23 protein-coding genes are annotated in these 22,154 nt (G+C 65.4%); 6 read left to right on the plus strand and 17 right to left on the minus strand.

The features are described 5' to 3' along the window. Positions 1-101 precede the first annotated feature (101 nt). The 9 genes from G9C89_RS03580 to cysZ form a co-directional block, all read right to left on the minus strand. The gene (locus G9C89_RS03580; protein ID WP_172144505.1) at positions 102-1,304 is read right to left on the minus strand and encodes a type III PLP-dependent enzyme; all 1,203 of its coding nucleotides are present in this window, start codon (positions 1,302-1,304) and stop codon (positions 102-104) included. Continuing rightward, positions 1,301-3,067, minus strand: a complete 1,767-nt coding sequence (locus G9C89_RS03585) for an IucA/IucC family protein (RefSeq protein ID WP_172144507.1) — start codon at positions 3,065-3,067, stop codon at positions 1,301-1,303. The genes G9C89_RS03580 and G9C89_RS03585 overlap by 4 nt, the downstream gene beginning before the upstream one ends. Beyond that, positions 3,064-4,209, minus strand: coding sequence for an MFS transporter (locus tag G9C89_RS03590; RefSeq protein WP_172144509.1), 1,146 nt, complete (start codon positions 4,207-4,209; stop codon positions 3,064-3,066). The genes G9C89_RS03585 and G9C89_RS03590 overlap by 4 nt, the downstream gene beginning before the upstream one ends. Beyond that, the gene (locus tag G9C89_RS03595; protein ID WP_172144511.1) at positions 4,194-5,984 is read right to left on the minus strand and encodes an IucA/IucC family protein; all 1,791 of its coding nucleotides are present in this window, start codon (positions 5,982-5,984) and stop codon (positions 4,194-4,196) included. The genes G9C89_RS03590 and G9C89_RS03595 overlap by 16 nt, the downstream gene beginning before the upstream one ends. Beyond that, on the minus strand, positions 5,981-7,198 hold the full coding sequence (locus G9C89_RS03600; protein WP_172144513.1) for a siderophore biosynthesis protein PvsA: 1,218 nt from the start codon (positions 7,196-7,198) through the stop codon (positions 5,981-5,983). The genes G9C89_RS03595 and G9C89_RS03600 overlap by 4 nt, the downstream gene beginning before the upstream one ends. A gap of 117 nt (positions 7,199-7,315) precedes the next feature. Beyond that, positions 7,316-9,400, minus strand: coding sequence for a TonB-dependent receptor family protein (locus G9C89_RS03605; RefSeq protein WP_172144515.1), 2,085 nt, complete (start codon positions 9,398-9,400; stop codon positions 7,316-7,318). 18 nt (positions 9,401-9,418) lie between these two features. Next, a complete protein-coding gene (locus tag G9C89_RS03610) occupies positions 9,419-10,189 on the minus strand; it encodes an HpcH/HpaI aldolase family protein (protein WP_172144517.1) in 771 nt (256 codons plus the stop codon). 234 nt (positions 10,190-10,423) lie between these two features. Beyond that, positions 10,424-11,629 carry a glycosyltransferase family 4 protein gene (locus G9C89_RS03615; protein ID WP_172144519.1) on the minus strand — a complete coding sequence of 402 codons (1,206 nt, stop codon included), beginning with the start codon at positions 11,627-11,629 and terminating at the stop codon, positions 10,424-10,426. 15 nt (positions 11,630-11,644) lie between these two features. Next, positions 11,645-12,400 carry a sulfate transporter CysZ gene (cysZ, locus tag G9C89_RS03620; RefSeq protein ID WP_172144521.1) on the minus strand — a complete coding sequence of 252 codons (756 nt, stop codon included), beginning with the start codon at positions 12,398-12,400 and terminating at the stop codon, positions 11,645-11,647. A 264-nt stretch (positions 12,401-12,664) separates the two neighbouring features. Here cysZ and trxB point away from each other — a divergent pair, with 264 nt between their 5' ends. Continuing rightward, entirely contained in the window at positions 12,665-13,612 is a 948-nt protein-coding gene (gene trxB / locus G9C89_RS03625) for a thioredoxin-disulfide reductase (RefSeq protein WP_172144523.1), read from the plus strand. A gap of 226 nt (positions 13,613-13,838) precedes the next feature. Here the strand turns inward: trxB and G9C89_RS03630 are convergent, their stop codons facing one another. From G9C89_RS03630 to folM, 5 genes are all read right to left on the minus strand, one after another. Further along, positions 13,839-14,180, minus strand: a complete 342-nt coding sequence (locus tag G9C89_RS03630; RefSeq protein WP_172144525.1) for a HopJ type III effector protein — start codon at positions 14,178-14,180, stop codon at positions 13,839-13,841. Next, complete coding sequence (locus tag G9C89_RS03635) at positions 14,177-14,482, minus strand: DUF1244 domain-containing protein (protein ID WP_172144527.1); 306 nt, start codon at positions 14,480-14,482, stop codon at positions 14,177-14,179. The genes G9C89_RS03630 and G9C89_RS03635 overlap by 4 nt, the downstream gene beginning before the upstream one ends. Positions 14,483-14,638: 156 nt before the next feature. Further along, positions 14,639-15,010 (minus strand): dihydroneopterin triphosphate 2'-epimerase, encoded by a 372-nt coding sequence (folX, locus tag G9C89_RS03640; RefSeq protein WP_172144530.1) that lies wholly within the window; start codon positions 15,008-15,010, stop codon positions 14,639-14,641. 2 nt (positions 15,011-15,012) lie between these two features. Further along, complete coding sequence (gene folE, locus G9C89_RS03645; RefSeq protein ID WP_172144533.1) at positions 15,013-15,573, minus strand: GTP cyclohydrolase I FolE; 561 nt, start codon at positions 15,571-15,573, stop codon at positions 15,013-15,015. 24 nt (positions 15,574-15,597) lie between these two features. Beyond that, a complete protein-coding gene (gene folM / locus G9C89_RS03650; protein ID WP_172144535.1) occupies positions 15,598-16,308 on the minus strand; it encodes a dihydromonapterin reductase in 711 nt (236 codons plus the stop codon). 265 nt (positions 16,309-16,573) lie between these two features. On the opposite strand from folM, the gene G9C89_RS03655 reads away from it, so the two are divergent. Further along, complete coding sequence (locus tag G9C89_RS03655) at positions 16,574-16,720, plus strand: hypothetical protein (RefSeq protein WP_172144537.1); 147 nt, start codon at positions 16,574-16,576, stop codon at positions 16,718-16,720. A 161-nt stretch (positions 16,721-16,881) separates the two neighbouring features. Here G9C89_RS03655 and G9C89_RS03660 read toward each other — a convergent pair whose 3' ends face one another. After that, a complete protein-coding gene (locus G9C89_RS03660) occupies positions 16,882-17,304 on the minus strand; it encodes a thiol-disulfide oxidoreductase DCC family protein (RefSeq protein WP_172144539.1) in 423 nt (140 codons plus the stop codon). Between the two features lie 90 nt (positions 17,305-17,394). On the opposite strand from G9C89_RS03660, the gene G9C89_RS03665 reads away from it, so the two are divergent. Further along, a complete protein-coding gene (locus G9C89_RS03665) occupies positions 17,395-18,348 on the plus strand; it encodes a MerR family transcriptional regulator (protein WP_172144541.1) in 954 nt (317 codons plus the stop codon). Positions 18,349-18,471: 123 nt separating this feature from the next. Here the strand turns inward: G9C89_RS03665 and G9C89_RS03670 are convergent, their stop codons facing one another. After that, positions 18,472-19,098: a PilZ domain-containing protein gene (locus tag G9C89_RS03670; protein WP_172144543.1), complete on the minus strand. Its 627-nt coding sequence runs from the start codon at positions 19,096-19,098 to the stop codon at positions 18,472-18,474. 56 nt (positions 19,099-19,154) lie between these two features. Then, a complete protein-coding gene (locus G9C89_RS03675; RefSeq protein ID WP_172144545.1) occupies positions 19,155-19,613 on the minus strand; it encodes a PAS domain-containing protein in 459 nt (152 codons plus the stop codon). A gap of 111 nt (positions 19,614-19,724) precedes the next feature. On the opposite strand from G9C89_RS03675, the gene G9C89_RS03680 reads away from it, so the two are divergent. From G9C89_RS03680 to G9C89_RS03690, 3 genes are all read left to right on the plus strand, one after another. Beyond that, positions 19,725-20,177 (plus strand): flavodoxin, encoded by a 453-nt coding sequence (locus G9C89_RS03680; RefSeq protein WP_172144547.1) that lies wholly within the window; start codon positions 19,725-19,727, stop codon positions 20,175-20,177. Positions 20,178-20,358: 181 nt separating this feature from the next. Next, positions 20,359-21,141 (plus strand): class II aldolase/adducin family protein, encoded by a 783-nt coding sequence (locus G9C89_RS03685; RefSeq protein ID WP_172144549.1) that lies wholly within the window; start codon positions 20,359-20,361, stop codon positions 21,139-21,141. Then, positions 21,138-22,019 (plus strand): alpha/beta fold hydrolase, encoded by an 882-nt coding sequence (locus G9C89_RS03690; RefSeq protein ID WP_172144551.1) that lies wholly within the window; start codon positions 21,138-21,140, stop codon positions 22,017-22,019. The genes G9C89_RS03685 and G9C89_RS03690 overlap by 4 nt, the downstream gene beginning before the upstream one ends. The last annotated feature ends 135 nt before the right edge of the window (positions 22,020-22,154 follow it).

The following is a 22,154-nucleotide window of genomic DNA, read 5'->3' on the forward strand; positions in this document are numbered from 1 at the left end:
GGGGGCGTAGGAGCGGGCCATGCCCGCGATGCTTTGGCAGGCTTGGCCTATCGCGGCCATGGAACTGGGCGTCCCCGCCGCTCCTGCGTCTGCTAAGCCGATCAGGCCGTCGGGAGAAACAGCATCTGCGGTGGTTCGTGCATCAGAAAATCCCGGTGCGAGATGTTCCAGGCGTAGGCCCCGGCCAGCGGAAACACCAGCAGATCGCCGACCGCCAATGCCGTCACCGGCTGCTGGCTGGCCAGCACGTCCTTGGGCGTGCACAGCTGGCCGACCAGGGTCACCGGCTGATCGGTGATTTCCGCCGGCTGCCCGCCGCGCACCACCACGAAGGGATGGTCGTGGCCCTGGGCTGCTGGGGTGCGGAAGTGATGGGTGCCGCCACGGCCGATGGCGAAGTACTGGCCGTGGTTGCGTTTGATATCCAGCACCTGCATCAGGTAATAGCCGCAGGCCGCGCTGATGAAGCGGCCGATCTCGAAGCGGATGCGCACCGCGGCCATGTCCTCCTCGTCGATCAGCTGGCGCAAGCCCTGGCAGAACAGCGGCCAATCGAACGAGCGCTGGGCATCCTGATAATTGATGCCCATGCCGCCACCGACGTTGAGCAGCGACAACGGCAACCGATGCTCCGCGCACAGCGCGCGAAAGCTGCGCATGTAGCTGCGGATCAATTGCAGGTGGGCGGCGACGTCCAGTTGATGGGACAGCAGGTGGAAATGCAGACCCTGCAACTCCAGCCAGGGCTCGTCGCGCAGCAGCGCCAGGGCTTCGCGCAGTGCCGCCTCGTCGAGGCCGAAGGGCGTGGGTTTGCCGCCCATCACCAGGCGGCTGTCCGGCGCTTCGGCGAGCTTCAGGTTCAGTCGCAGCAGCACCGGCGCACGCTGGCCCCGGGCGGCGGCGATGCGCGCCAGGCGGCGCAGTTCGTTGAGGCTTTCGACGTGGAAGGCATCGACGTTGCAGTCCATGGCGGCCGCCAGTTCGCTGTCGAGCTTGCCGGGCCCGCCGAAGATCAGCGGCTGCTCTGGGCAGTGCTGATAGAGCCAGCGCAGCTCGCCGCCGGAGGCCGCTTCGAAGCCATCCACCAATGGCGCCAGGGTGTGCAGGATCGGCGCCTCGGGGTTGGCCTTGGCGGCATAGAACAGCTCGCAGTTGGCCGGCAGCAGGGCGCGCATGGCGCGGACATGCTTGGCGAGCGCGTCGAGGTCATAGAGATAGGCGCACAGCGGCTCCTGCTGCTCTTGCTCCTGCTGCTGGGCGCGCAAGCGGGCGATGGCCTGCTCGATCCGTGGCGGCAGGCTCATGGTTGTTGCCCCAGGCGCGCGGCCGTCAGCGGGTTGGGCAGGGCGGTGTAACCGGCCTCGCGGTCGGCGCGCAGCAACAGGCGGGTCATGAAGTTTTCCTTGCTCGGCAGCGGCGCCCCGGCGCACAGCTCGCGCAGGGCGTGCGGGTCGCCGAGCTGCCGGCAGTGGCGTTCCAGCAGCTCGGCGATCTGCCGCCACAGGCGCTTTTCCAGGTCGGCGTCGGTACCCGCCAGGTGGAAGATCGCCTCGCCCAGGTTGTTCACCAGGGCGCAGTAGGCCACGCGCTTCCAGGCCTTGTCGGCGTCGTAATACAGCGAGGCGCGGGTGCGTTCGCCGAGGTGGCCGAGTTGCTCGGGCGTCCAGTGGCCGGGCACCAACTTGGTGCCTTCGAGGTCGCGAATCCATACACGGCAGGGCAGGCCGTCGGCGTCGAAACCGAGCAGGGTGTTCTGCAGGTGCGGTTCCAGCACCACGCCGCGGCGGAACAGGCAATGCAGTACGCCGCCGAGCAATTGTTCGGCATAGCCGTCGAGCCAGCGCAGGGCGGCTTCGGCGTAGTCGACACCGAGCCGCGCAGCACAGCGTTGCACCTGGGCCTGGCAGACGCTGTGGCCGTCCAGGGTCCAGGTGAACAGGGCCATGGCCACCTGCGGCTGGTAGCGTTGGCGGCTGGCCGCGTCGAGGTTCTGGCGGTAGAGGATGCCGAAGCATTCGGTGACTTCACGGGCCTGCTCCAGGTTGCCGAGGGCGCTCAGGTCGAGGGTGCTGGCGGCCGGTTCCGGCATCAGTTCGAAGCCCGGCTGCAGCTCGGCCAATTCGTCCATCAGCGGCTGCAGCAATTGAGTCAGGGCGACCGCGCTGTCGAGCTCGTACCAGGCATTCTTGCGCACGCAGTTGGTCAACCGCACATGCACCGAGAACTTGAGGAAGTAGGCCAGGTCGGGGTGATAGAGGGTGCGCACCGAGGAGGTCGGGTACAGCGCCAGGCCCTGTTGTCCCAGGTGCTCGAGCAGGCCGAGCTGCTGAGCGCGGCGCACCAGCGGGTCGGCCAATACACGTTCGACTTCCCAGGGGTGGCAGGGGTAGAGGTCGTCGCGCCCGCACAGCTGCTGTAGGGTCGCGCGCGGGTCCTGGCCCTGATGGCGGATCAGCGCCGGATCGACGCGGAACCAATGCAGGGCGAATTGCGCGCCGACTTCCGGCGAGCAGGCCAGCAGGTCGGCGTGGGACACGCCTTCGCGGCTTTTCGGCGTCGGGTGCAGGGCATGCCCCCAGATCTGGTGCTGCTCCGAGGCCAGCAGGCTGTCGCTAGGCTCCTGGTTGGCCGCGCCGGCATGGCGCAGAAAGGTCCGGGTGATTTGCAGGCTGTTGTCGATCTGTTGCAGCAGTTCGCCATGACGCTCCGGGCCGTTCAGCGGCGCGAGCAACAGGCGCGCCAGATCGCCGGCGTTGAGCGGATGCCAGCCCTGGCCGTTGCGTTTCAGATAGGGCGCACTGACGAAGCGGCAGCGGCCGAGCACGCTGGTGCGCTCGCTGCGCAGCACCAGCCGCTCGCCTTGTGGCAGGCGGATACTGACGCAGCGCCCGGCGAGCTGGCGCAGGCTCATCGGCAAATCCTGCGCCTGGCAATCGAGGTCCGCTTCGCCGCGTGGCAGGGCGTATTCGCGCAGGTAACAGTTGAGCAGGCTTTCGATGGCGTGGCGCTGGGCGTCGCCGTCGAGGGCGTGTTCATGTGAGGACAGGCTGTTCAGGGCAAAATTCATGCTGGAAGCTCCCGTGGAAAGAGGACTAACGGACGCGCCAACAACAGTGCCGCGCAAGCGGCCACACAGGCGACGAGGAAGGGTGAAGCGCTACCGTAGTGCTGGCTGGCCAGGCCCGCCGCGAGGCCGGCGACGCTGCCGGCCCATTTGCCGCTGGCATCGAACCAGCCGAACAGGCGCCCGGCTGCGCCCTGGCGGCGGCGTTGGCTGAGGCAGCGGTGCAAGCCGACGAAGCCGAGCAACATGCCGGCGCCGCTGAGCAGGCGCAGGGCGAAGAGCAACTCCGCCTGGCTGCTGAAGAATTGCAGGGCGTTGCCCAGGGCCAGTAGCAGCAGGCCGGCGAGCAAGGTGTTGCTGGTCTGTCGCTGGACCCAGGGCAAGGCCAACAGATAGACCAGATGCGGCAGGCTGTAGAGCAGGCCGATCAGCGCGTCGTTAGCCAGTCCCAGGCCTTCGCCGTAGGGGATGAAGTAGGGCAGGGTCACCACCATGGCGAAGCTGAACAGGAACTGCACCCCGAGCAGGCGCAGCAAATCCGCCGGCAGCTCGGCGAGCCTGCCCGTCGCCTCGGCGGTGCTCGGTTTGGGCTGCGGCGTATCGACCGGCAACGGCACAATCAGCAGCAACGCCAGCAACGGCAGCCAGGCCAGGTAGCGATACAGTTCCAGGCCCATGCCCTGGGCCGTGAGCAGGCCGAGCAGGATCGGCCCGCTGATCAAGGCCAGGCGCGCCGAGTACTGGGTCCAGTTCAGCGCGCGCGACAGCTCGCCCTCGGTCAATTGGGTCGCCAGGTAGGCATTGGAGGCCGCCATGGCGCCGCCGAAGCTGCCCTGGATGATCAGCGCCAGGACGAACAGTTCCAGGTTGGGGCTGAAGCCGGCCAGCAGAAAGCCGCCGAACAGTCCGGCATGGGCGCGCAGCAGCGACAGGCGACAGCCGTGCTTATCGGCGAAATGCCCCCACAGCGGCGCCGCCAGCGCGGTGCACAGGGTCGGCAGGACGAACAGCACGCCAATGCTCCAGAGCGGCGCATCCGGCGCCAGATCGGCGAGGATGCGCGGCATGAACAGCGGAATCCCCAGCGCGGTGAACGCCGAGAGGTAGTGGCCGAGCAGGACGCTGGCGATCAGTCGACGCTGCATGGAACCTCCAGCAGGAAGTTCGCCGCGCTGTAGCCATAGAACTTGTTGATGTCCGCAGCGCCCCCCCCTTCTTTATTCAAGCGATCTTTGCTGAACAGGCTGCCGGCGCTGAGCAGGTATTTCACCGGCAGGAGCGGGCTGTCGAGCAGAAAGCGCCGCGCCTCGGCAGTGGGCAAGCCTTCGCGCTGGAGCTGGTCGAGGCAGCTGTCGAGCTGTTCGCGCAGGTTGGCGTAGAGCTGCGCGCGTGGCGCCAGGCCGGCGCTGGCGATGGCCTCCAGCGGCGCGACCAGGTTGAGTTGCAGGGTGATGGTGCAGAACATTTCCGCCAGGGCCTGGAAACCGTCGACGCGGATGCGCTCGTCACGCAGCGCCGCGGGCCATTGCGCCAGGTCTGGGCAGGCGGCGGCGAAGCGCTCGGGCCACAGGCGCGCCGAGTCGTTGTCCTTCATCAGCAGGCGCAGCGGTTGGTCCGCCTCGAAAATCAGCACGGCGTTCTGTTGATTGGCCTCCAGGGCGATGCCGTAGCCCAGCCACAGGCGCAGATGCACCTGCAACAGCAGCTCTAGGTAGTCGTCCAGCCAGCCGTGCAAGTCGCCGCCGTAGAAGCGCTCGACCAGTTGCTGGATAAACAGCCGGCCATCCGCCAGCGGGCTTGCCAGGGCGGCCACCGGCACCAGGGTGGCGGCGCTCAGCTCGCCGGGGTAGCGGCGCACGATATAGGCCAGGTGGCGTTGTTCGGCGGCATGCCCGCCATGCTGCTCGTCCACGTGCAGGTAGCGCCGGCCCAGCTCGGGGTCGCGGGCGGCCAGGGTTTGCAGACAGGTCTGGAACCAGTGGCCGTCATACAGGGTGCTGGGTTTGATCAGGCGCAGGTTGCGCGCGCCGAGGGTGCGCACCAGCAGCGGCAACTTGATATGCAGGTCGGGCTGTTGCACCAGCGCCACCGTGCGCACCGACAAGGTCGGCTCAACCTCCAGCGCCGTCAGCGGCGCCTTGATCGCGCCCTCGGGCAGGCCGTGGCTGTCCAGTTCGGCCCAGGTCAGCGGATGCACCGGCAGCAATGCATGGCTGCTCGCCAGGCTGTCGGCCAGCCCCAGCTCGTTGAAACTCGGCCAATCTGCCGGCGGCGCGCTGCTCAGGCTCAGCGCGCTGTGCGGCAGGGCCAGCCAGTTGAGACGAAAGCGCGGGGCGAATTCCGGGGCGTAGGCCTTGAGCGCGGCCGCGTCGAAACCGCTCTTGGCCCGCGCGGTGGGATAGAAGGGGTGGTCGAGGTAGCTGGCCAGACGGTCGATGCCGAGCAGCCGCTGGCCCCAGTCGGCCTGCTCGAGCACTCGAGCGAGGCGCGGTGCGTGCTGTCGATAGGCGGCGCGACAGAGCTTGCGCTGCGCCACCGCACAGTCGGCCTCCTCTCGGTAATCGGCGAACAGCACCAGGCTGGCGCCATCGAGGCCAGTGCCGAGGTGCTCCAGCCAGCGCGGATAGCCTTGCTCCACGCACACCCGCTCGCCGCGCCGGAATAGCCAGCTATCGCCGAGTGCGCTGAGCGGCTGCAACGCGCCGCCCCGGCGCACCGGCAGCCAGAGCTCGCCGTCGAGCAGATGGCCGATGCACAGCCACAGCGCCGCCGGCGCCTGCGGCCAATGCGTGGCGAGTTCGGCCGGCAATGCGTGCGCCTGGCCCTGGCTGACCAGGCCGCGGATATCCTCGCGCAGGCAGCAGTCGATGATGCGTTGGCCGATGACCGCCTGATCGGCGTCGCGCTGCGGCCCGTTCATACCAGTTCCCAGTGCAGGTCGGCGATGGTCGCGGCGAAGCGCGCGTCCAGGCTGGCGGCATCCGGGGCGATCAGCCGCAGCACGCCGAGGTAATCCTTGTTCGAGTGGCTCAGGCGCACTTGGTCGCCGACCTGGCGCAGGGCGCGGTAGTCGCTCCAGTGACCGTCCTGTTGCTCGGCGACACTGGCGGCGGCCCTTTGCACGCGGCCCGATTTTTCGGCGACCAGGTAGTGCACCAGGGCCGCAGAGTCGCTGCCTTGCAGCGCTTGCAGTGGCTCGCCCAGATGCACGGCGAGGATGCGTTCGAACCAGCCCTGCGGCAGCAGGCGCTCGAGGAGGAATTCACGGCCGTCGCCGATGCTGCGGTAGTTGATCTCGACCAGCACCGGGCCGCTGGCGGTGAGGATGAATTCGCTGTGGCAAACGCCGAAGTTGATGCCGAACGCGGCCACCTGGGCCAGCGCCGCGCCGCGTTGCGCGCTGCTGATCGGGCCGTTCCAGCGCGCCGCCAGCTCGACGAAGTGCGGCGCCGGCGACAGGCTGACATCGAAGCCGCCGATGGCTTGCAGCGTATGGCCGTCGCCGAGGGTCTCCAGGGTGAACAGCGGGCCTTCGAGGTAGGCTTCGAGCAGCAGACTGCGGTTGCCGTGCTGCTGCCAGAACTGCGCGCAATAGTCGGCCAGCTCGGCGGCGTTATGACACAGGCGCACGTCCAGGCTGGCGACGCCTTCGCGCGGCTTGGCCACCAGCGGGTAGGGCGCGTCGCCCGGCGGTTCGGCGCCTGGCGTCAGGACCTGGAACCAGAGGCTGGGCAGGCCCAGGCGTTGCAGGCGTTCGCGCATCGCCGCCTTGTTCTTCGCCGCGTAGCACAGCCGCCAATCCTTGCCGGGGCAGCCGAACAGTTCGGCGACCAGCGCGGTGCTGGTCTGCAGGTGATCGCTGTTGGAAAACACCGCCGCCGGGCGCAGGTCATGGGCGTTGAGCAGCTCGACCACCGCCAGCGGGTTGAACACGTCGCACTCGAGAATCTGCAGACCCTCGGCCGGATAGTCGGCGGCGGCGAGTTGCCGGCGATGCTCCTGGGCCTGGTCGGTGATCAGTACCAACGGCTGGCCACGCTTGCTCGCGGCGGGCAAAAAACCCTCGGTGACGGCGAGGTGGACGATGTGACTGAGGATGACGATGGGCCGTTGTTGTGCAGTCCTGCTGTGCATGGCGTGTCTCCTTGGGGCAGCCGCCTCCCGTCCGAGTCGTCGATGACGACCGGGTGCGGGTGGCGGGGGTTGGGGTAATGGCCCCCAGAACAAGGGGCCGAGGTGTGAATGGATGGATCAGAAGGTGTAGTTGACCCCCAGAGTCAGGGTGCGGCCGGGTGCCGGTTGGCGGCCCCAGGGGCTGGTGTCGATGCCGCGGAAGTAGTACTGGCGGTCGAACAGGTTGCTGACCCCGGCGGAGGCGGTCAGCAGGCTGCCGTCGTCGAGCTTGAACTCGCGCTCGATGGCGGTGTTCCACAGCCAGTAGGCAGGCAGCTCGCCGACGGTCGCGGCAGCATCTTCGGCGTGGCTATTGGCCGCGTCGGTGTAGGCGCTGCTGACGTAGAGGCCGTCGAGGGTGTAACTCCAGGCTTCGGCGAAGCGGTAGCGGCCATCGACGGTCAACTGATGTGCGGAGGCGAAAGGCACTTCGTTGCCCTTGAAGGTGCCGCTGCGCTGTTCGCTGTCGAGGTAGGCATAGCCGGCGTGCAGGTCGAGGGTCGGCAGTGCGGCCGGGGTCCAGAACACCTCGGTTTCGATGCCCTGGTGGCGGGTGCTGCCGAGGTTCTCGAAGCGGTCGTTGCTGCGGTTGTATTCGATCTGGTCGTCGAAATCGATGCGGTACAGGCCGAGGTCGACCCGCAGCCCGGCCCAGGGCGTATAGCGCACGCCGCTCTCGTAGTTCCAGGCCAGCTCGGCGGCGACGTCGCCGTCCTTGACGATCGAGGTGATCTGCGGCACGCGCAGCGAGCGCTGGGCGTTGGCGTAGACGAACCACTCGTCGGTGAGCTGGTAGCCGGCGCTCAGGCCGGGCAGCCATTCCTCGGCGACCGTTTGCTGCTCGGCCCCGCTGACGCCGTCGGCGTACTCCATGCGTGCGTGTTCGTAACGCACGCCGGGGGTCAGGGTCAGGCGCTCGTCCAGCAGCTTGATCTCGTTGCTCAGGTAGACGGCCTTGGCCTCGTCGTCGAAGGTCCAGTCGCGGTTCACGCTGACGACACCGGTGGCCAGGTTCTGCCGGTCGACCTTGAAGTCGACGTCTTCCTTGACCAGGCGGGCGCCGAGCAGCCAGGTCTGGCTGACGCTATCGCCGTCGATGCTCAGGCTCAGGCGCGGCTCGCTGCCCCAGACGCGGAAGTCGCGCGGCGCGTCCTGAAAGGTGGTCGGGGTGGCGTCCGGGGTGAAGGGCAGGCCGACCAGGAAGTTGCGGTAGCTGTGGTGGGCGAAATTGGTCCAGCTGAACTCCACCGCATCGAAGGGGCCGATGGCGCCGAGGTACTGGCTGTAGGTGCCCCAGACGCGGTCGGTATCGCCCTCGAAACGGTCGAGCTCGCGCGTCGATTGGCGCGGGTCGTCCTTGTAATCGGCGACGCTGAGGGCGCCGGCCAGGTCCAGGTCGGCTTTGTAGCGCTGCACGCCAAAACTCAGGCTGCGGGTGTCGTCGATGTCCCACTGGCCGCGCAGGCGGTAGTTCTGCACTTCGCTGTCGGAATGCTCGCGGCCATACTCGCCGGTGATGGTGTTGAGGTCCAGTTGCAGGCCGAAGTTGTCGGTCAGGTAGCCGCCGGTACCGATGTAGCTGTCCCACAGGCTGCGCCCGGCGGGAGCGAAGGTGGCCTTTTCCTGCAGGGTGGTCTGCCATTGGCGAGGGATCGGCTTGCTGATCAGGTTGATCACCCCGCCGACGTTGTTCGGCCCGTACTGCACCGCCGCGCCGCCACGCACGATATCGATGCGCTCGACGGTCGCCAGGGTCTGCGGGAACAGCGAGAGGCTGGTCTGGCCGTAAGGCGCCAGCGCCAGCGGGATGCCGTCGGAGAGCACCTGGGCGCGGCCGCTGCGGCTCTCGTAGAGGCCGCGCACGGAAATCTGCGGCAGGGCGCCGGTGCCGGTCTCGTCGAACACCTTGATCCCGGGGACGCGCTGCAAGGCGTCGTCGAGGCCGCGCACGCTGGCCTTGCTCAGTTCTTCGCTGTCGACCACGCTGCGGCTGCCGGCATAGCTGCGCACTTCTTTGTCGCTGGCGCTACCCAGTACATCGCCCTTGATCACCATGGGGGCCAGGGTCGCCTGGTCCTCCTGCTCTGCGGCGAGCGCGGAATGGGCGATGGCCAGCGACAATAGGCTCAGTGGCAGAGAAAACAAACGGGCATTGTTATTCATAGAGGACTTCATCAGGGGTTAGGGGTGGGTTTTCAGGTCATGCAGACGCGCCTTCAGGGCGTTGTGCAGCAGGCCGCGGTCTTCGCCGGCGAGAAAGCTGCGTACGCCCTGGGCGCGCCAGTACTGCTGTTGTTCGAGCGTGCGCGGGTTGGCGCAGAAGGGGATGCGGGCGGCGTTGCAGGCGGCGGCCATGGCTTGCAGGGCTTGCCAGACGTCGGGGTGTAGCGGGTCGGGGCCGAGTTGCAGGTCGAGGGCCAGATCCAGGGCACCTTCGAGCAGCATGCCGACCCCCGGCAGGGCGAGGATTTCCGGCAGCGCCTTGATCCCGGCGGCGCTTTCGATCATCGGCACGATGAACGCCTGGCGGTTGGCCAGTTCGATGTACTGGCCCAGCGCCAAGGTGCCAAAACCGGTGCTGCGCCCGCCGGTGATGCCACGCCGGCCAAGCGGCGGGAACTGCGCGGCGGCTATGGCGCGGGCGACCTCGGTGGCGCTTTCGACCCGCGGCAGCACTATGGCCTCGGCGCCGGCGTCGAGCAGCCGGCCGATCAGCTTCTCGTCGACCTCCGGCACGCGCACCCAGGGCGAGACGCCGGCCGATTCGCAGGCGCGCAGGCAATGCATCAGCTCATCGCCGCCACGCAGCAGGTGCTCCAGATCCAGGATCACGAAGTGATAACCGGCGTAGCCGATCATTTCGCAGAGCAGCGGCGAGGGTACGGAGTTGAGCAGGCCGTAGACCTCTTCGCCGCGATCCAGGCGGGTGAAGATGGGGGAGGGACGCAGCATGGAGGTTCCGTGATATGACTGATTATCAAATGATAATATTTATCGTTTGATTGTGTAAACGTTTTTTATTCACGTCTTGCCCGATGGGCAGGTCGGGGGTCGAGGGAGCAGTTCCCTCCCACAAGAGCACCGCCGCAGCGTAGGAGTGGCCCATGGCCGCGAAGGGCCGCAAGCCCATCAACTATTCGCGGACAAGTGCCCAGGGGGCGCGAGAGATTGGCGGATCCGGGTGGCCTAGGCGCCCGTTGCTGGGGCCCTGATTCCATCGAGCGCTGGCGCCAGGGCGCTGCGCAGATGCTGCTCGAACAGTTCGATGATCGCCGGCCAGCCCTGTCGCGCGGCGTGCTGGCGGGCATTCAGGCGTACCCGCCGGAGGTTTTCTGGCTCATCCAGCAGCCAGGTGGCCGCCTCGATAAAACCCGCTTCGTCCTGTGCCACGGCCAGGGCGCCGTTGTGGCCGTGACGAATATGCTGCGCCGCCGCGGCCTGGTCGAAGGCCACCACGCCGAGGCCCGAGGCCATCGCCTCGAGCAGCACATTGCCGAAGGTCTCCGCGAGGCTGGGAAACAGGAACAGGTCGCCCGAGGCGTAGTGCGCGGCCAGCGCCTCGCCGCGCTGCAGGCCGCAAAACCGGGCGTCCGGCAGTTGCTGCTGGAGGCTGGCGCGTTGCGGGCCGTCGCCGACCAGGATCAGCTTGAGCCGGTGTTGCGGATAACGGGCTTGCAGGGCGCGAAAGCTCCTGGCCAGCAGGCCGAGGTTCTTCTCCGCCGCCAGGCGGCCGACATGCAGCACGGCAATCTCGTTCTCTGCCAGGCCCCAGGCGCTGCGCAGCGCGGGCGAGCGTTTGCCGGGGTGGAACAGCCGGCTATCGACCCCGCGGGCGAGCAGTTCCAGGCGTTCGAAACCGCGGCGTTGCAGTTCGATCTGCTGGCTGGCACTGGGCACCAGGGTCATGTGCGAACGGTTGTGGAACCAGCGCAGGTAGTTGGTCAGCACGCGGGTCAGCAGGGCGATACCGTAATGCCCGGCGTATTGCTGGAAATTGGTGTGAAAGCCGCTGATCACCGGGATCTGTAAGCGCCGCGCGGCGCGCAGGGCGGACAGTCCGAGTGGGCCTTCGGTGGCGATATAGAGGACGTCCGGGCGCTGCCGGGTCCAGTGGCGCAGCAACTTGTGCAGGGACGATTGGCCCCACTGCAAGCCGGGGTAGCCGGGCAGCGGCCAGCCGCGGGTCAGCAGCAGTTGCTCGTCGCTTTTGCGCCCGTCATCGCTACCCTGCCGTGGGCGCACCAGTTGCAGGCGATGGCCGCGCGCGCGCAGGCCATCGACCAGGTGGCCGAGGGTGTTGGCCACGCCGTTGATTTCCGGGCCGAAGGTTTCCGTGATCAGTGCGATAGCGAGCGGTGCTGTATTCATGACGGCAGTGTCGGCCGCCGCCATGTAGCGGATGTGACATTAACGTGGCGTTATCGTGACCGCTCGATCGCCACCTTCGCGCACCCAGAACAGCGTGGCGCCGGCCACCGCCGCCGGCATCATCAGAATGTTGACCCCCGGAATCAACAGCACCGCGTAGGTGATACCGCCGAAACCCAGGGACTGCCAGCGCTTCTCGCGCAGCCAGGCGAGCATGTCCTGCCAGCTCATCTTGTTGTTGTCCGCCGGGTAGTCGATGTACTGGATGGCCATCATCCACACGCCGAACAGCAGCCACAGCGGCGCGGCGACCAGGTTGACCACCGGGATGAAGCTGAGGATCAGCAGGCCGATGGCGCGCGGCAGGAAGTACCCCAGCTTGCGCGCCTCGCGACCCAGGGTGCGTGGCACCATGGCCAGCAGTTCGGCCCAGCTGAAAGGCGGCAAGGTGTCTTCGCCGCGCACCACCACCTCGACCTTCTCGGCGAGGAAGCCGTTGAACGGCGCGGCGATGATGTTGGCCAGCATTGTGAAGGTGAAGAACACCATCAGCAGCACCAGCACCACGAACAGCGGCCAGAGGATGTATTCGAGAAAGCTCAGCCAGCTGGGCAGGCTCGGCATGAAGGCATCGACCCAGCCGCTGAACTGCTGCACGGCAAAGCCGACCAGGGCGACGAAGAGGATCAGGTTGATCGTCAATGGCAGCAGTACGAACAGCCGCAACCCCGGGCTCAGTACCAGGTTCAGGCCTTCGCGCAGGTATTGCGGTCCGGATAGCACAGGAGCAGGCATGGGGTTCTCCGCGAGGTGAAAGTCGCGCCGACCTTACCGACTTTGCGCGGCAGGGGAAAGTCCGCCGCTGCCGGCCGAGGCGTCATAGGGATTCGCTATGCATGGAATTGGCAAAGGGTATTTCCGCGATGGCCAGCACCTGCGTAGGCTGCGCAGCAGTTCAACGATTGATCAAATTTTGGGGCCGGCCGCCCACGGCACTGTTGAAGTGCTTGGCTAGCCCCTTTTTTATTCGCCCGGCACAGTGCCCGGCAGGAGTCTCATATGTCTGCAATACGCCATGCCCGCGTGATCATCCTCGGTTCCGGCCCTGCCGGTTACAGCGCCGCGGTCTATGCCGCGCGCGCCAACCTCAAGCCGCTGCTGATCACCGGCATGCAGGCCGGCGGCCAGTTGACCACCACCACCGAAGTCGACAACTGGCCGGGCGACGTGCATGGCCTGACCGGCCCGGCGCTGATGCAGCGCATGCACGAGCACGCCGAGCGCTTCGAGACCGAGATCGTCTTCGATCACATCAACGCGGTGGACCTGGCCGGCAAGCCGTTCACCCTGGTCGGCGACAGCGCCACCTACAGCTGCGATGCGCTGATCATTGCCACCGGCGCCAGCGCCCGCTACCTCGGTCTGCCGAGCGAGGAGGCGTTCATGGGCAAGGGCGTTTCGGCCTGCGCCACCTGCGACGGCTTCTTCTACCGCAACCGCGAGGTGGCGGTGGTCGGCGGCGGCAACACCGCGGTGGAGGAGGCGCTGTACCTGGCCAATATCGCCAGCAAGGTGACTCTGGTGCACCGCCGCGAGACCTTCCGCGCCGAGAAGATCCTGCAGGACAAGCTGCAGGCGCGGGTCGCCGAAGGCAAGATCGTGCTCAAGCTCAACGCCGAGGTCGACGAAGTGCTGGGCGACGCCATGGGCGTCACCGGTGTGCGCCTGAAGAACCACGACGGCAGCAGCGACGAGCTGAAGGTCGATGGCCTGTTCGTCGCCATCGGCCACACGCCCAACACCGCGCTGTTCGACGGCCAGTTGGCCTTGAAGGACGGCTACCTGGTGGTCAACGGCGGCCGCGACGGCAATGCCACCGCCACCAGTGTGGCGGGCGTGTTCGCCGCCGGTGACGTGGCCGATCACGTCTACCGTCAGGCGATCACCTCGGCCGGCGCCGGCTGCATGGCGGCTCTGGATGTGGAGCGTTTCCTCGACGGTCAGTAATACCCTGGGCGGTGATGATGGTGCCCGCGCGGCGCGCGGGTACGATCGGATGATTGTACTGGCTGCGGGTAGGGCGGCTTCGGAGCGCAGCGACAACCCGCCGGCTTTGTGCCGCGTCGATTAACCATTGGTGCACTGCCGGCGGCGAGTGACTGCCTACGGATCACCGATTGTTCGAGGTGATTGGCCGGAGCTGCGGGCGTTTGGAGGTGGCCGCAGTAGGCTCTCAGGCCTTGCGCTTGAGCGGCTGTTGCTCGAAGCGCACGCCGGCGAGGCCGGTGGCCATCAGTGCGCGGATGTTGCCGTGGTCGTTGCCGTCCGGGTTGGCCAGCACGCTGCGATAGTGTTCGCCGAAGCAGCGCAGGGTTTCTTCCAGGCTCAGGCCTTCGAGCAGAGCCAGGCCGAGGGTCTTGCAGGAGCCTTCATTCTGTCCGGCAGGATTTTCCACCGTGCCATTGCTGAAGGCGCTCGGCCGATAGTCATAGTGTTCGGCGATAAAGGCCAGGGTCTCGCTAAAGGCAAATTCGTCGCTGTGCAGGTGGGCGCGGAAGTCGTTCAGGGCGCTCATGCCTTGTGGCCTGTGTCGCCGGTCTTGTTGAACGCGGCCTGCTGTTCGGCGCTGGCCTCTTTCTGGTATTTGCTTTTCCACTCGCTGTACGGCATGCCGTAGATTTCTTCGCGCGCCTGGTCCGGGGTAACCGCAATGCCGATGTCATCGGCCGCGGCCTTGTACCATTTGGACAGGCAATTACGGCAGAAGCCGGTGAGGTTCATCATGTCGATGTTCTGCACATCGGGGCGGCTGCGCAGGTGTTGCAGCAGGCTGCGGAAGGCGGCGGCTTCGAGTTCCAGGCGTTCTTGATCGGTCATGGTGATGTTCTCAGGGGCGGACAGGGCCTCTGTCGGACGCGGCGGGCGACTCCGACAGACTGGCAGGCTACGGTGGCGAGGATGATAAAAGCCCCGCCGGCTTGCGGCAATGCTTGGCTGGCTCGTTGGTCGAGCCTTTGCCGGGTTGGCCGGTGTTCAGCGGTGCCCGGCCAGGGTGATCGAGACCGACTCGGCAAAGCGCAGGGCGTGGGGTTTGTCCACTTCCACTTCGGCATAGCGCACGGCCGCCTGCTGCATCACCAGGTCGAGGATTTCCTGGGTCAGGCGTTCGAGCAGGGCGAAGCGATTGCCTTCGACATGCTGGATGATCGCCTTGGTGATGGTGCGATAGTTCAGCGCGTGATCGATGTCGTTGTCGCGCACCGCATCGTTGGCCGGGTAGAGGATGGTCAGGTTGATCAGCACATCCTGCTTGTTGTTGATTTCCTCTTCCTTGATTCCGATGTAGGTGCGCAGGCGCAGATCCTTGACCCGAATTCGCGCCATTCCAGGCTCCAGTCGTGGCATAGCTAGTTGCTCCGTCCAATCAGTTGCAGGAACTCATGGCGGGTATTGTATGACTCGCGGAAGGCGCCGAGCATCACCGAGGTGGTCATGACCGAGTTCTGCTTCTCGACGCCACGCATCATCATGCACATGTGCTTGGCTTCGATCACCACGGCGACACCGGCGGCGTTGGTGACCTGCTGCACGGCTTCGGCGATCTGCCGGGTCAGGTTTTCCTGGATTTGCAGGCGGCGGGCGTACATGTCGACGATCCGCGCGACTTTCGACAGCCCCAGGACTTTGCCGGTGGGGATGTAGGCCACGTGCGCCTTGCCGATAAAGGGCAGCAGATGGTGCTCGCACAGGGAATAGAGCTCGACGTCCTTGACGATGACCATTTCGTCATTGTCGGAGGCGAACAGCGCGCCGTTGACCACTTCTTCCAGGCTTTTCTGGTAGCCGTGACACAGGTATTGCATGGCTTTGGCCGCGCGTTCCGGGGTATCCAGCAGACCTTCGCGTTCGGGGTCCTCACCTATGCCGAGGAGGATGTCGCGGTAGTGATCAGGCAATTGTCGGTTCATTAGGTGCAGTCCTCGAGGCGCGCCTCATTTGAGATGGCGGCCGCCGTTTACGGTAAGGGTGGTGCCGGTGACGTACGGGTTATCCAGCAGGTAGCGCAAACTCTGGTAGATCACCTGGGGCCCGGGTTCGATGCCCAGGGCCGATTTCTCCAGGGTTGTTGCCCGGTAGGCCGCGTCATCGTCGGGGTTGAACAGGATCAGTGCCGGGGCGATACCGTTGACCTTGATCCAGGGGGCGAGTTTCGCCGCGAACGAGAGCGTGAGGCTGTCCAGGCCGGCTTTGCTGGCGCAATAGGCCGGGCGCTTGGCGCTGCCTTTGCGCGCGACATCGTCGCTGATATGGATGATGTCGGCGGGGGTGGAACGCCGCAGCAGATCCGCGCAATGCAGGTTGATCAGGTAGGGCGCCAACATATGCACGTTGAACAACTGCTGGAATATCGCCGCCTCAGCGCCGGGTGTTTCGACCAGCCAGGCGGATGCGTTGTGGACGATGGCGCGCAGGCTGTCGGTATGGGTTTTCAGCTCGGCGATAAAGGCGAGAATCCCCGCTTCACTGGAAAAGTCGGCCTGGATGGTCAGTGCCCCCCGCGCGCGCAGGTGCTTGATGCCCTCGCGCTCACTGCGGTAAGTGGCAATCAGTCGATGGCCATCGTCCAGCAGGCGCTCGGCACAGTACAGGCCGATGCGTTGACTGGCGCCAGTGATCAGAACAGGTGATGCGCTAGCGCTCATGATGGGCTCGGCTGAGGAAAAGAGTAGGTTCAGCGACGTTACGCCGGATACCTGACCAGTAAGGCGCTTCGCCGACTGAACCAGTGGCAAAGTTATACCAGCTGTAGAGTTTGTACAACCATGCGGCCTGCATGGTTACTGCTGGTGCGATCTGTTTTGCCTATTCTGCTGGGCTTGCTCACGTGTGTATAGGGCAGGGATGTTCGGAAAAGTTGATTTTATGCTGTACAATACAAATTTATATGTACAGTTATTTGGGGTGGCTATGAGTCCGTGGCAATTGCGTATCGCGCTGCTGTGGCGGCAGGTCGAGCGGGTCGAGGTGCTTGCCGTGCCTTGCAGTGGCTATGCCGTGCAGGTGATTGCGCTGAGCGGCCGCGCACAGGCTTTGCGGCCGCTCACCGGCGCCTAGGGCTCCGACCAATTGTCTCGAGCAATTCGCCCGATCTGGGGCAATCCGCGATCCGTAGGCAGTCACTCGCCGCCGGCAGTGCACCAATGGTTAATCGACGCGGTACAAAAGCTGGCGGGTTGTCGCTGCGCTCGCTGTTTTCCCAACCGCCGGGATCCGCTTCACGGGTGGCGGTCGCTCCCGCATTGTTCGCGCTGGCAGCGTTTGCCGGCTTGCGGATGGGGCAGCCAGGCCAGCTGCGGGCGCAGCCGGCAGAATAGCCGGTAACCCAACTCGAAAACCGGGCGCAGCGGCCGCCAGGTCAGGGGCGTGGCCCAGCGGCCAAGTCCCGCCGCGCGCCAGCTCCAGAGCGTGGCATCGAGGCCGGTCACCCATTGGCCGTCGGCGAAGCGGGCGTGCAGCCTGTTGGCCAGGGTGGCTTTGTCAATGCCGACGCTGTCTGCCCGGAAGTCTGCGCCGCCGATATCGATCAGCAACAGGCGCTGGGGGGCGGCATGCCGGCTGAGTAACCGGATCTCCCGGGCGCACAGCGGACAGTCGCCATCGTAGTAAAGGGTCAGCGGCCAGCGCGGAGCGTTAGGCATGGTCAAGTTCTATGTATAGGTCTTGTACAATGTAGGTCGATGTCAGCTGAGTTACAATGCCGGCAACATTTCTGCGGTGATGCCTCTCCCATGTCCGATCTCGTTGGTGCCTTGTCCCTCGATTCGAGTGCCCTCAAGCAGGAGGAGCTGTTTCCTATCCGCGAGGTATCGCGATTGACCGGGGTCAACCCGGTGACCTTGCGGGCCTGGGAGCGCCGCTACGGATTGATCCGGCCGACACGCACCGACAGTGGGCATCGCCTCTACTCGCAGGCGGACATCGAGTCCGTGCGCAGCATTCTGGCGTGGATCGAACGCGGCGTGTCGGTCAGCAAGGTCGGCAAGATTCTGGCGAAAAACATTTCGACCCGATCGGCCAGCACGCCGGTTTATGAAGAGGTCACCTGCGGTGAGTGGGCGGAATGGCAAGCGCAACTGCGCCGCGCGGTCAGTGCCTTCGACGATGTCAGGCTCGATCGGTTGTACGGCCAGGTTTTTTCCAGCTACCCGCTGCCGGTGGTGTTCCAGGACATTCTGATGCCGCTCTGGCAGGAATTGCTGCTGCGTCAGGACGAGTTTGGTCAGGCCAGCGAGTGGTTGTTCCTCGATACCTTTCTGCGCGCGCGCACCCTGCAGCGCCTGCAGATCTTCCGCACCCAGGTCGAAGAGCGGGTCCTGCTGGCGGCCTTGCCGGGTCACTGTCGCGAGTTGGAATTGCTGGTCACCGGCCTGCTGTTGAGCAGTTCGGAGGTGTCGGTCAGTGTGCTGGGGGTGGGGCAGCCGCTGGAGGAGTTGGCCCTGGTTTGCGAGCGCATGCAGCCGCAGGCGCTGGTGCTGTTCACCAATCTGCCACCCAGTGACGACTTGCCGCGCGTGCTGGCGCGCCTGGCGCTGGCGCTGGATTGCCCGCTGGTGCTGGCGGGGGATGGCGCCGAACTCGCCGAGGACAGCCTGAGCGGCTCGCCGATAGCCTGCCTCGGCAACGAGGGCCGCCTGATGCAACGCCGTTTGCAGCAGTTTCTCGCCGGGCAACTGGATACCTGACAAAGGCTGAAGCTCTTTGATGGACATCCAGCCAGCGGATTCATCTGGGGATTTCGCGGCGTCGTAGGCGAGGCGGGATCTCCTACGGAAGATCCGCACGCTTAGAGCCTAAAGGATCGCCCGCTAGCCCTGGACGGCCTGGGGGTGGAGGGCGCGGTGCTGCTGGAAAATGAACTGCTGCAAGCGCTCGCTGCCGCGCTTGTCGAGCGGGTCGAGTTGATAGGCCAGGAACCCGCCAGAGGTTTTACGTACCAGGCTGCCTTCAATGGCAATCGGCTTCTGGCCGGCGAGCGGCAGGATCAGTTCGAAGTGCTCGGGTGCGGCATGTTTGCTGCGCCGCTCGACCAGCAGCCCGTTGAGCGATAGTTCGTGTATCCACAGGTCGCTGGGTTTGCCATTGCGCTGGCGCAGCGCAACGGGCGGATCCAGCGGCAGGCGCCAGGCACGGCTGGCTGGGCCCTCATCGAAGATCTGCGGGGTGCCGAGCTCGAGGTGCTGCACGTGGTGCGCATCCTCGATCAATTGCGGGGTAAACATCAGGCGCTGATTGGCGATGTGCGCTTCGATGGTCAACTGCTCATTGGCTGCACAGTAGGCGAGCAGCTCTTTGAGCTGGGCGCCGGCATCGACCAGCAGGTCAGGCACAGGTACAGGCATGGGTGCGGGCTTGCGTTTGCTTGCCGCAGATTTTTTATTCAGACGCTGGATAAAGTCCAGCTCGGCCTGGGTGAGTAATGGCTGTTCTTGCATGGTCGAACTCTGCGCGAAAGGCTTGACCCTTTAGGACAGCATAGTTCGTTATTGGTTTATGCCAGTGGTCGGGTTTTCAACTGGGTCAATTCCGCACGCAGGGTCGCCAGCTCGGCTTCCAGTTCCTTGACCCGTTCCTGGGCTTGTACGTGCTCGGTGACATTCTTCTGGATGCCGATGTAGTAGGTCAGCTGATCGGCTTCGTTGAACACCGGCGTGATCGACAGTTCGTTCCAGAATGCGCTGCCGTCCTTGCGGTAATTGCGGATGATCTGCCGGCAGGGCTGCTTGGCCTTCACCGCTGCACGAATGGCGGCCAGGCCGGGTTGGTCGCGGTCGTCGGCCTGCAGGAAGCGGCAATCCTGGTAGAGAATGTCTTCGCTGGCATAGCCGGTGAGCCTTTCAAAGGCGGGGTTGGCATAGATGAGGATGTTGTCATCGCCTTCTTGTTCGGCAACCACGATGCCGTCGTTCGAAGCGTTGATCACCAGTTGCAGCAGTTTGGCGTTGATCATGAGGCGATTCCTGGGCTCTGTCGCTGCATTCTAAAACATCCGGGCACGCTGTCTACTTGCGGCATAATGCCCGCCGTTTCAGACTGTGTTCTGCATGTTTCGGAGTTATTTATGAAAGTCGCCATCCTTTCCGGTTCGGTTTATGGCACCGCCGAGGAAGTCGCCCGGCATGCCGAGCGGCTGATGAAAGAGGCCGGGTTCGACGCCTGGCACAACCCGCGCGCCAACCTGGCCGATGTCCAGGCGTTTGCCCCCGACGCCTTTCTGGCTGTGACCTCGACCACCGGCATGGGCGAGCTGCCGGATAACCTGCAGCCGTTGTACTTCGCCATCCGCGATCATCTGCCCGCATGGAGTGGTCTGCCCGGCGGGGTGATTGCCCTGGGTGATTCCAGCTACGGCGATACCTTCTGCGGTGGCGGCGAGCTGGTGCGCGAGTTGTACGCCGAGCTGGGCATTCGCGAAGTGCAGCCGATGTTGCGTCTGGACAGCAGCGAAAGCGTCACCCCGGAAAGCGACGCCGAGCCCTGGCTGGCCGAGTTCATGGCGGCGCTGCAGGCCTGATGGACGCAGGTGGGCATGAGCTGATCGTGGTGCTGCACGGCGAACGGACGGCCGTCCCGATCACGCGGCAAGCAGACAAGGCCTGCTCGGTCACTAAGCTGGCTGCCAGGGCAACTCACCTTTTGCCCATCCCTCGCTAGACTCCTAGGCACTCATAACAACAAGTGCCAAGGTGTATGCCATGACCGCTGCCCATGCTCTGCCCCGCCTCAATCTCAAGGATCAGGTGTCCGCCGCCGAATGGCAGGCGCGGGTCGACCTGGCCGCCTGCTACCGACTGATCGCCCTGTATGGCTGGGATGACCTGATCTTCACCCACATCTCGGCCAAGGTGCCGGGCAGCGAGGATTTCCTGATCAATCCCTACGGGCTGATGTTTCACGAGATCACGGCCTCGAACCTGGTGAAGATCGACCTGGCCGGCAACAAGCTGATGGACAGTCCGTTCGATATCAATCCGGCCGGCTACACCATCCACAGCGCGGTGCACGAGGTGCGCCATGATGTCGCCTGCGTGCTGCACATCCACACCGCCGCCGGCATTGCCGTGTCGGCGCAGAAGCAGGGCCTGTTGCCGCTGTCGCAGCAGTCGCTGTTCGTGCTCGCCAGCCTGGCCTATCACGGCTACGAAGGCGTGGCGCTGAACCATGACGAGAAGGCTCGTCTGCAACAGGATCTGGGCGACAAGAACTTCATGATCCTGCCCAATCACGGCCTGCTCACCGCCGCCGGCAGCATCGCCGACGCCTTCCTGATGATGTTCATCCTGCAGCGCGCCTGCGAGATCCAGGTGATGGCGCAGAGCGGCGGTGCCGAGCTGATCCAGATCCCGCAGCAGATCCTCGATGGCGCCAGGGCGATGGTCGCCGGGGTGATGAAAAGTCCGCAGGGCATGGGCGGCGCGCTGCCCTGGCCGGCCTTGTTGCGCAAGCTCGACCAGCAGATGCCGGGCTACGCCGAGTGACGCGGCTGGCCGGCATTGCCCTGGCGGACTGGCGCGCCCAGGGGCGGGACTTCGACTTTCGCGGCCATGCCCTGCGCTACTGGACGGCGGGCGCGGCCAGCGCCGAACCGCTGCTGCTGATCCACGGTTTCCCCACCGCCAGTTGGGATTGGCACTATCTGTGGGCGTCGCTGGCGAAGAAATACCACCTGATCGCCTGCGACATGCTCGGCTTCGGCGATTCGGCCAAGCCGCGCGGGCATGCTTACAGCCTGCTGGAGCAGGCCGACCTGCAGCAGGCGCTGTTCGTGCACCTGGGCATTCAGGCGCCGCTGCATGTGCTGGCGCATGACTATGGCGACAGCGTCGCCCAGGAATTGCTGGCAAGGCATTATGAGAGCCGCCTGCAGCTGGCCAGTTGCGTGTTCCTCAATGGCGGCCTGTTCCCCGAGACCCATCGCCCGGTGCTGGTGCAGAAGCTGCTGCTCAGCCCCATCGGGGCGTTGATCGGCCGGCTGTTCAACCGGCAGAAGCTGGCGGCCAATTTCGCCAGGGTATTCGGGCCGCAGACCCAGCCCAGCGCAGAGGAACTGGACGATTACTGGCGCCTGATCGCGCGCAACGATGGGCCCAGGGTAATGCACCGGCTGATTCGCTATATGCCCGAGCGCCGGGTGCAGCGCGAGCGCTGGCTGGCGGCGATGCAGCGCGGCGGGGTGCCGCTGCGAGTGATCGACGGCGCAGTCGACCCGATCTCCGGTGCGCATATGCTGGCGCGTTACCGCGAGCTGATCCCGGCGCCCGACACCGTGCTGCTCGATGGCATCGGCCATTACCCGCAGATCGAGGCACCCGAGCAAGTGCTGGAGCATTACCTGGCTTTTCGCCAAACACTATAAGCAAGGCGCATGATGGGGGCGGTGCCATCATCCTGCTGCCTTATCGAACACTATTCAGATGCAAGCGTCTTTATTGTGGGCGGTGCATGCCTGCTGGACACTCGAGCCATTGCCAACCTGCCAAGGAACCTAGCC

The sequence above is a fragment of the Pseudomonas tumuqii genome (genome assembly GCF_013184545.1).
In the GTDB taxonomy this organism is placed as follows: domain Bacteria; phylum Pseudomonadota; class Gammaproteobacteria; order Pseudomonadales; family Pseudomonadaceae; genus Aquipseudomonas; species Aquipseudomonas tumuqii.

Coding starts and splice junctions, on each gene's coding strand:
- G9C89_RS03580 (WP_172144505.1), bottom strand. CDS start 1,304: ATGAGCCTGCCGCCACGGATCGAGCAGGCCATCGCCCGCTTGCGCGCC.
- trxB (WP_172144523.1), top strand. CDS start 12,665: ATGTCTGCAATACGCCATGCCCGCGTGATCATCCTCGGTTCCGGCCCT.
- G9C89_RS03610 (WP_172144517.1), bottom strand. CDS start 10,189: ATGCTGCGTCCCTCCCCCATCTTCACCCGCCTGGATCGCGGCGAAGAG.
- G9C89_RS03605 (WP_172144515.1), bottom strand. CDS start 9,400: ATGAATAACAATGCCCGTTTGTTTTCTCTGCCACTGAGCCTATTGTCG.
- G9C89_RS03615 (WP_172144519.1), bottom strand. CDS start 11,629: ATGGCGGCGGCCGACACTGCCGTCATGAATACAGCACCGCTCGCTATC.
- G9C89_RS03665 (WP_172144541.1), top strand. CDS start 17,395: ATGTCCGATCTCGTTGGTGCCTTGTCCCTCGATTCGAGTGCCCTCAAG.
- G9C89_RS03660 (WP_172144539.1), bottom strand. CDS start 17,304: ATGCCTAACGCTCCGCGCTGGCCGCTGACCCTTTACTACGATGGCGAC.
- G9C89_RS03585 (WP_172144507.1), bottom strand. CDS start 3,067: ATGAATTTTGCCCTGAACAGCCTGTCCTCACATGAACACGCCCTCGAC.
- G9C89_RS03590 (WP_172144509.1), bottom strand. CDS start 4,209: ATGCAGCGTCGACTGATCGCCAGCGTCCTGCTCGGCCACTACCTCTCG.
- G9C89_RS03630 (WP_172144525.1), bottom strand. CDS start 14,180: ATGAGCGCCCTGAACGACTTCCGCGCCCACCTGCACAGCGACGAATTT.
- G9C89_RS03675 (WP_172144545.1), bottom strand. CDS start 19,613: ATGATCAACGCCAAACTGCTGCAACTGGTGATCAACGCTTCGAACGAC.
- G9C89_RS03670 (WP_172144543.1), bottom strand. CDS start 19,098: ATGCAAGAACAGCCATTACTCACCCAGGCCGAGCTGGACTTTATCCAG.
- G9C89_RS03680 (WP_172144547.1), top strand. CDS start 19,725: ATGAAAGTCGCCATCCTTTCCGGTTCGGTTTATGGCACCGCCGAGGAA.
- G9C89_RS03635 (WP_172144527.1), bottom strand. CDS start 14,482: ATGACCGATCAAGAACGCCTGGAACTCGAAGCCGCCGCCTTCCGCAGC.
- folM (WP_172144535.1), bottom strand. CDS start 16,308: ATGAGCGCTAGCGCATCACCTGTTCTGATCACTGGCGCCAGTCAACGC.
- cysZ (WP_172144521.1), bottom strand. CDS start 12,400: ATGCCTGCTCCTGTGCTATCCGGACCGCAATACCTGCGCGAAGGCCTG.
- G9C89_RS03655 (WP_172144537.1), top strand. CDS start 16,574: ATGAGTCCGTGGCAATTGCGTATCGCGCTGCTGTGGCGGCAGGTCGAG.
- G9C89_RS03595 (WP_172144511.1), bottom strand. CDS start 5,984: ATGAACGGGCCGCAGCGCGACGCCGATCAGGCGGTCATCGGCCAACGC.
- folX (WP_172144530.1), bottom strand. CDS start 15,010: ATGCCACGACTGGAGCCTGGAATGGCGCGAATTCGGGTCAAGGATCTG.
- G9C89_RS03600 (WP_172144513.1), bottom strand. CDS start 7,198: ATGCACAGCAGGACTGCACAACAACGGCCCATCGTCATCCTCAGTCAC.
- folE (WP_172144533.1), bottom strand. CDS start 15,573: ATGAACCGACAATTGCCTGATCACTACCGCGACATCCTCCTCGGCATA.
- G9C89_RS03685 (WP_172144549.1), top strand. CDS start 20,359: ATGACCGCTGCCCATGCTCTGCCCCGCCTCAATCTCAAGGATCAGGTG.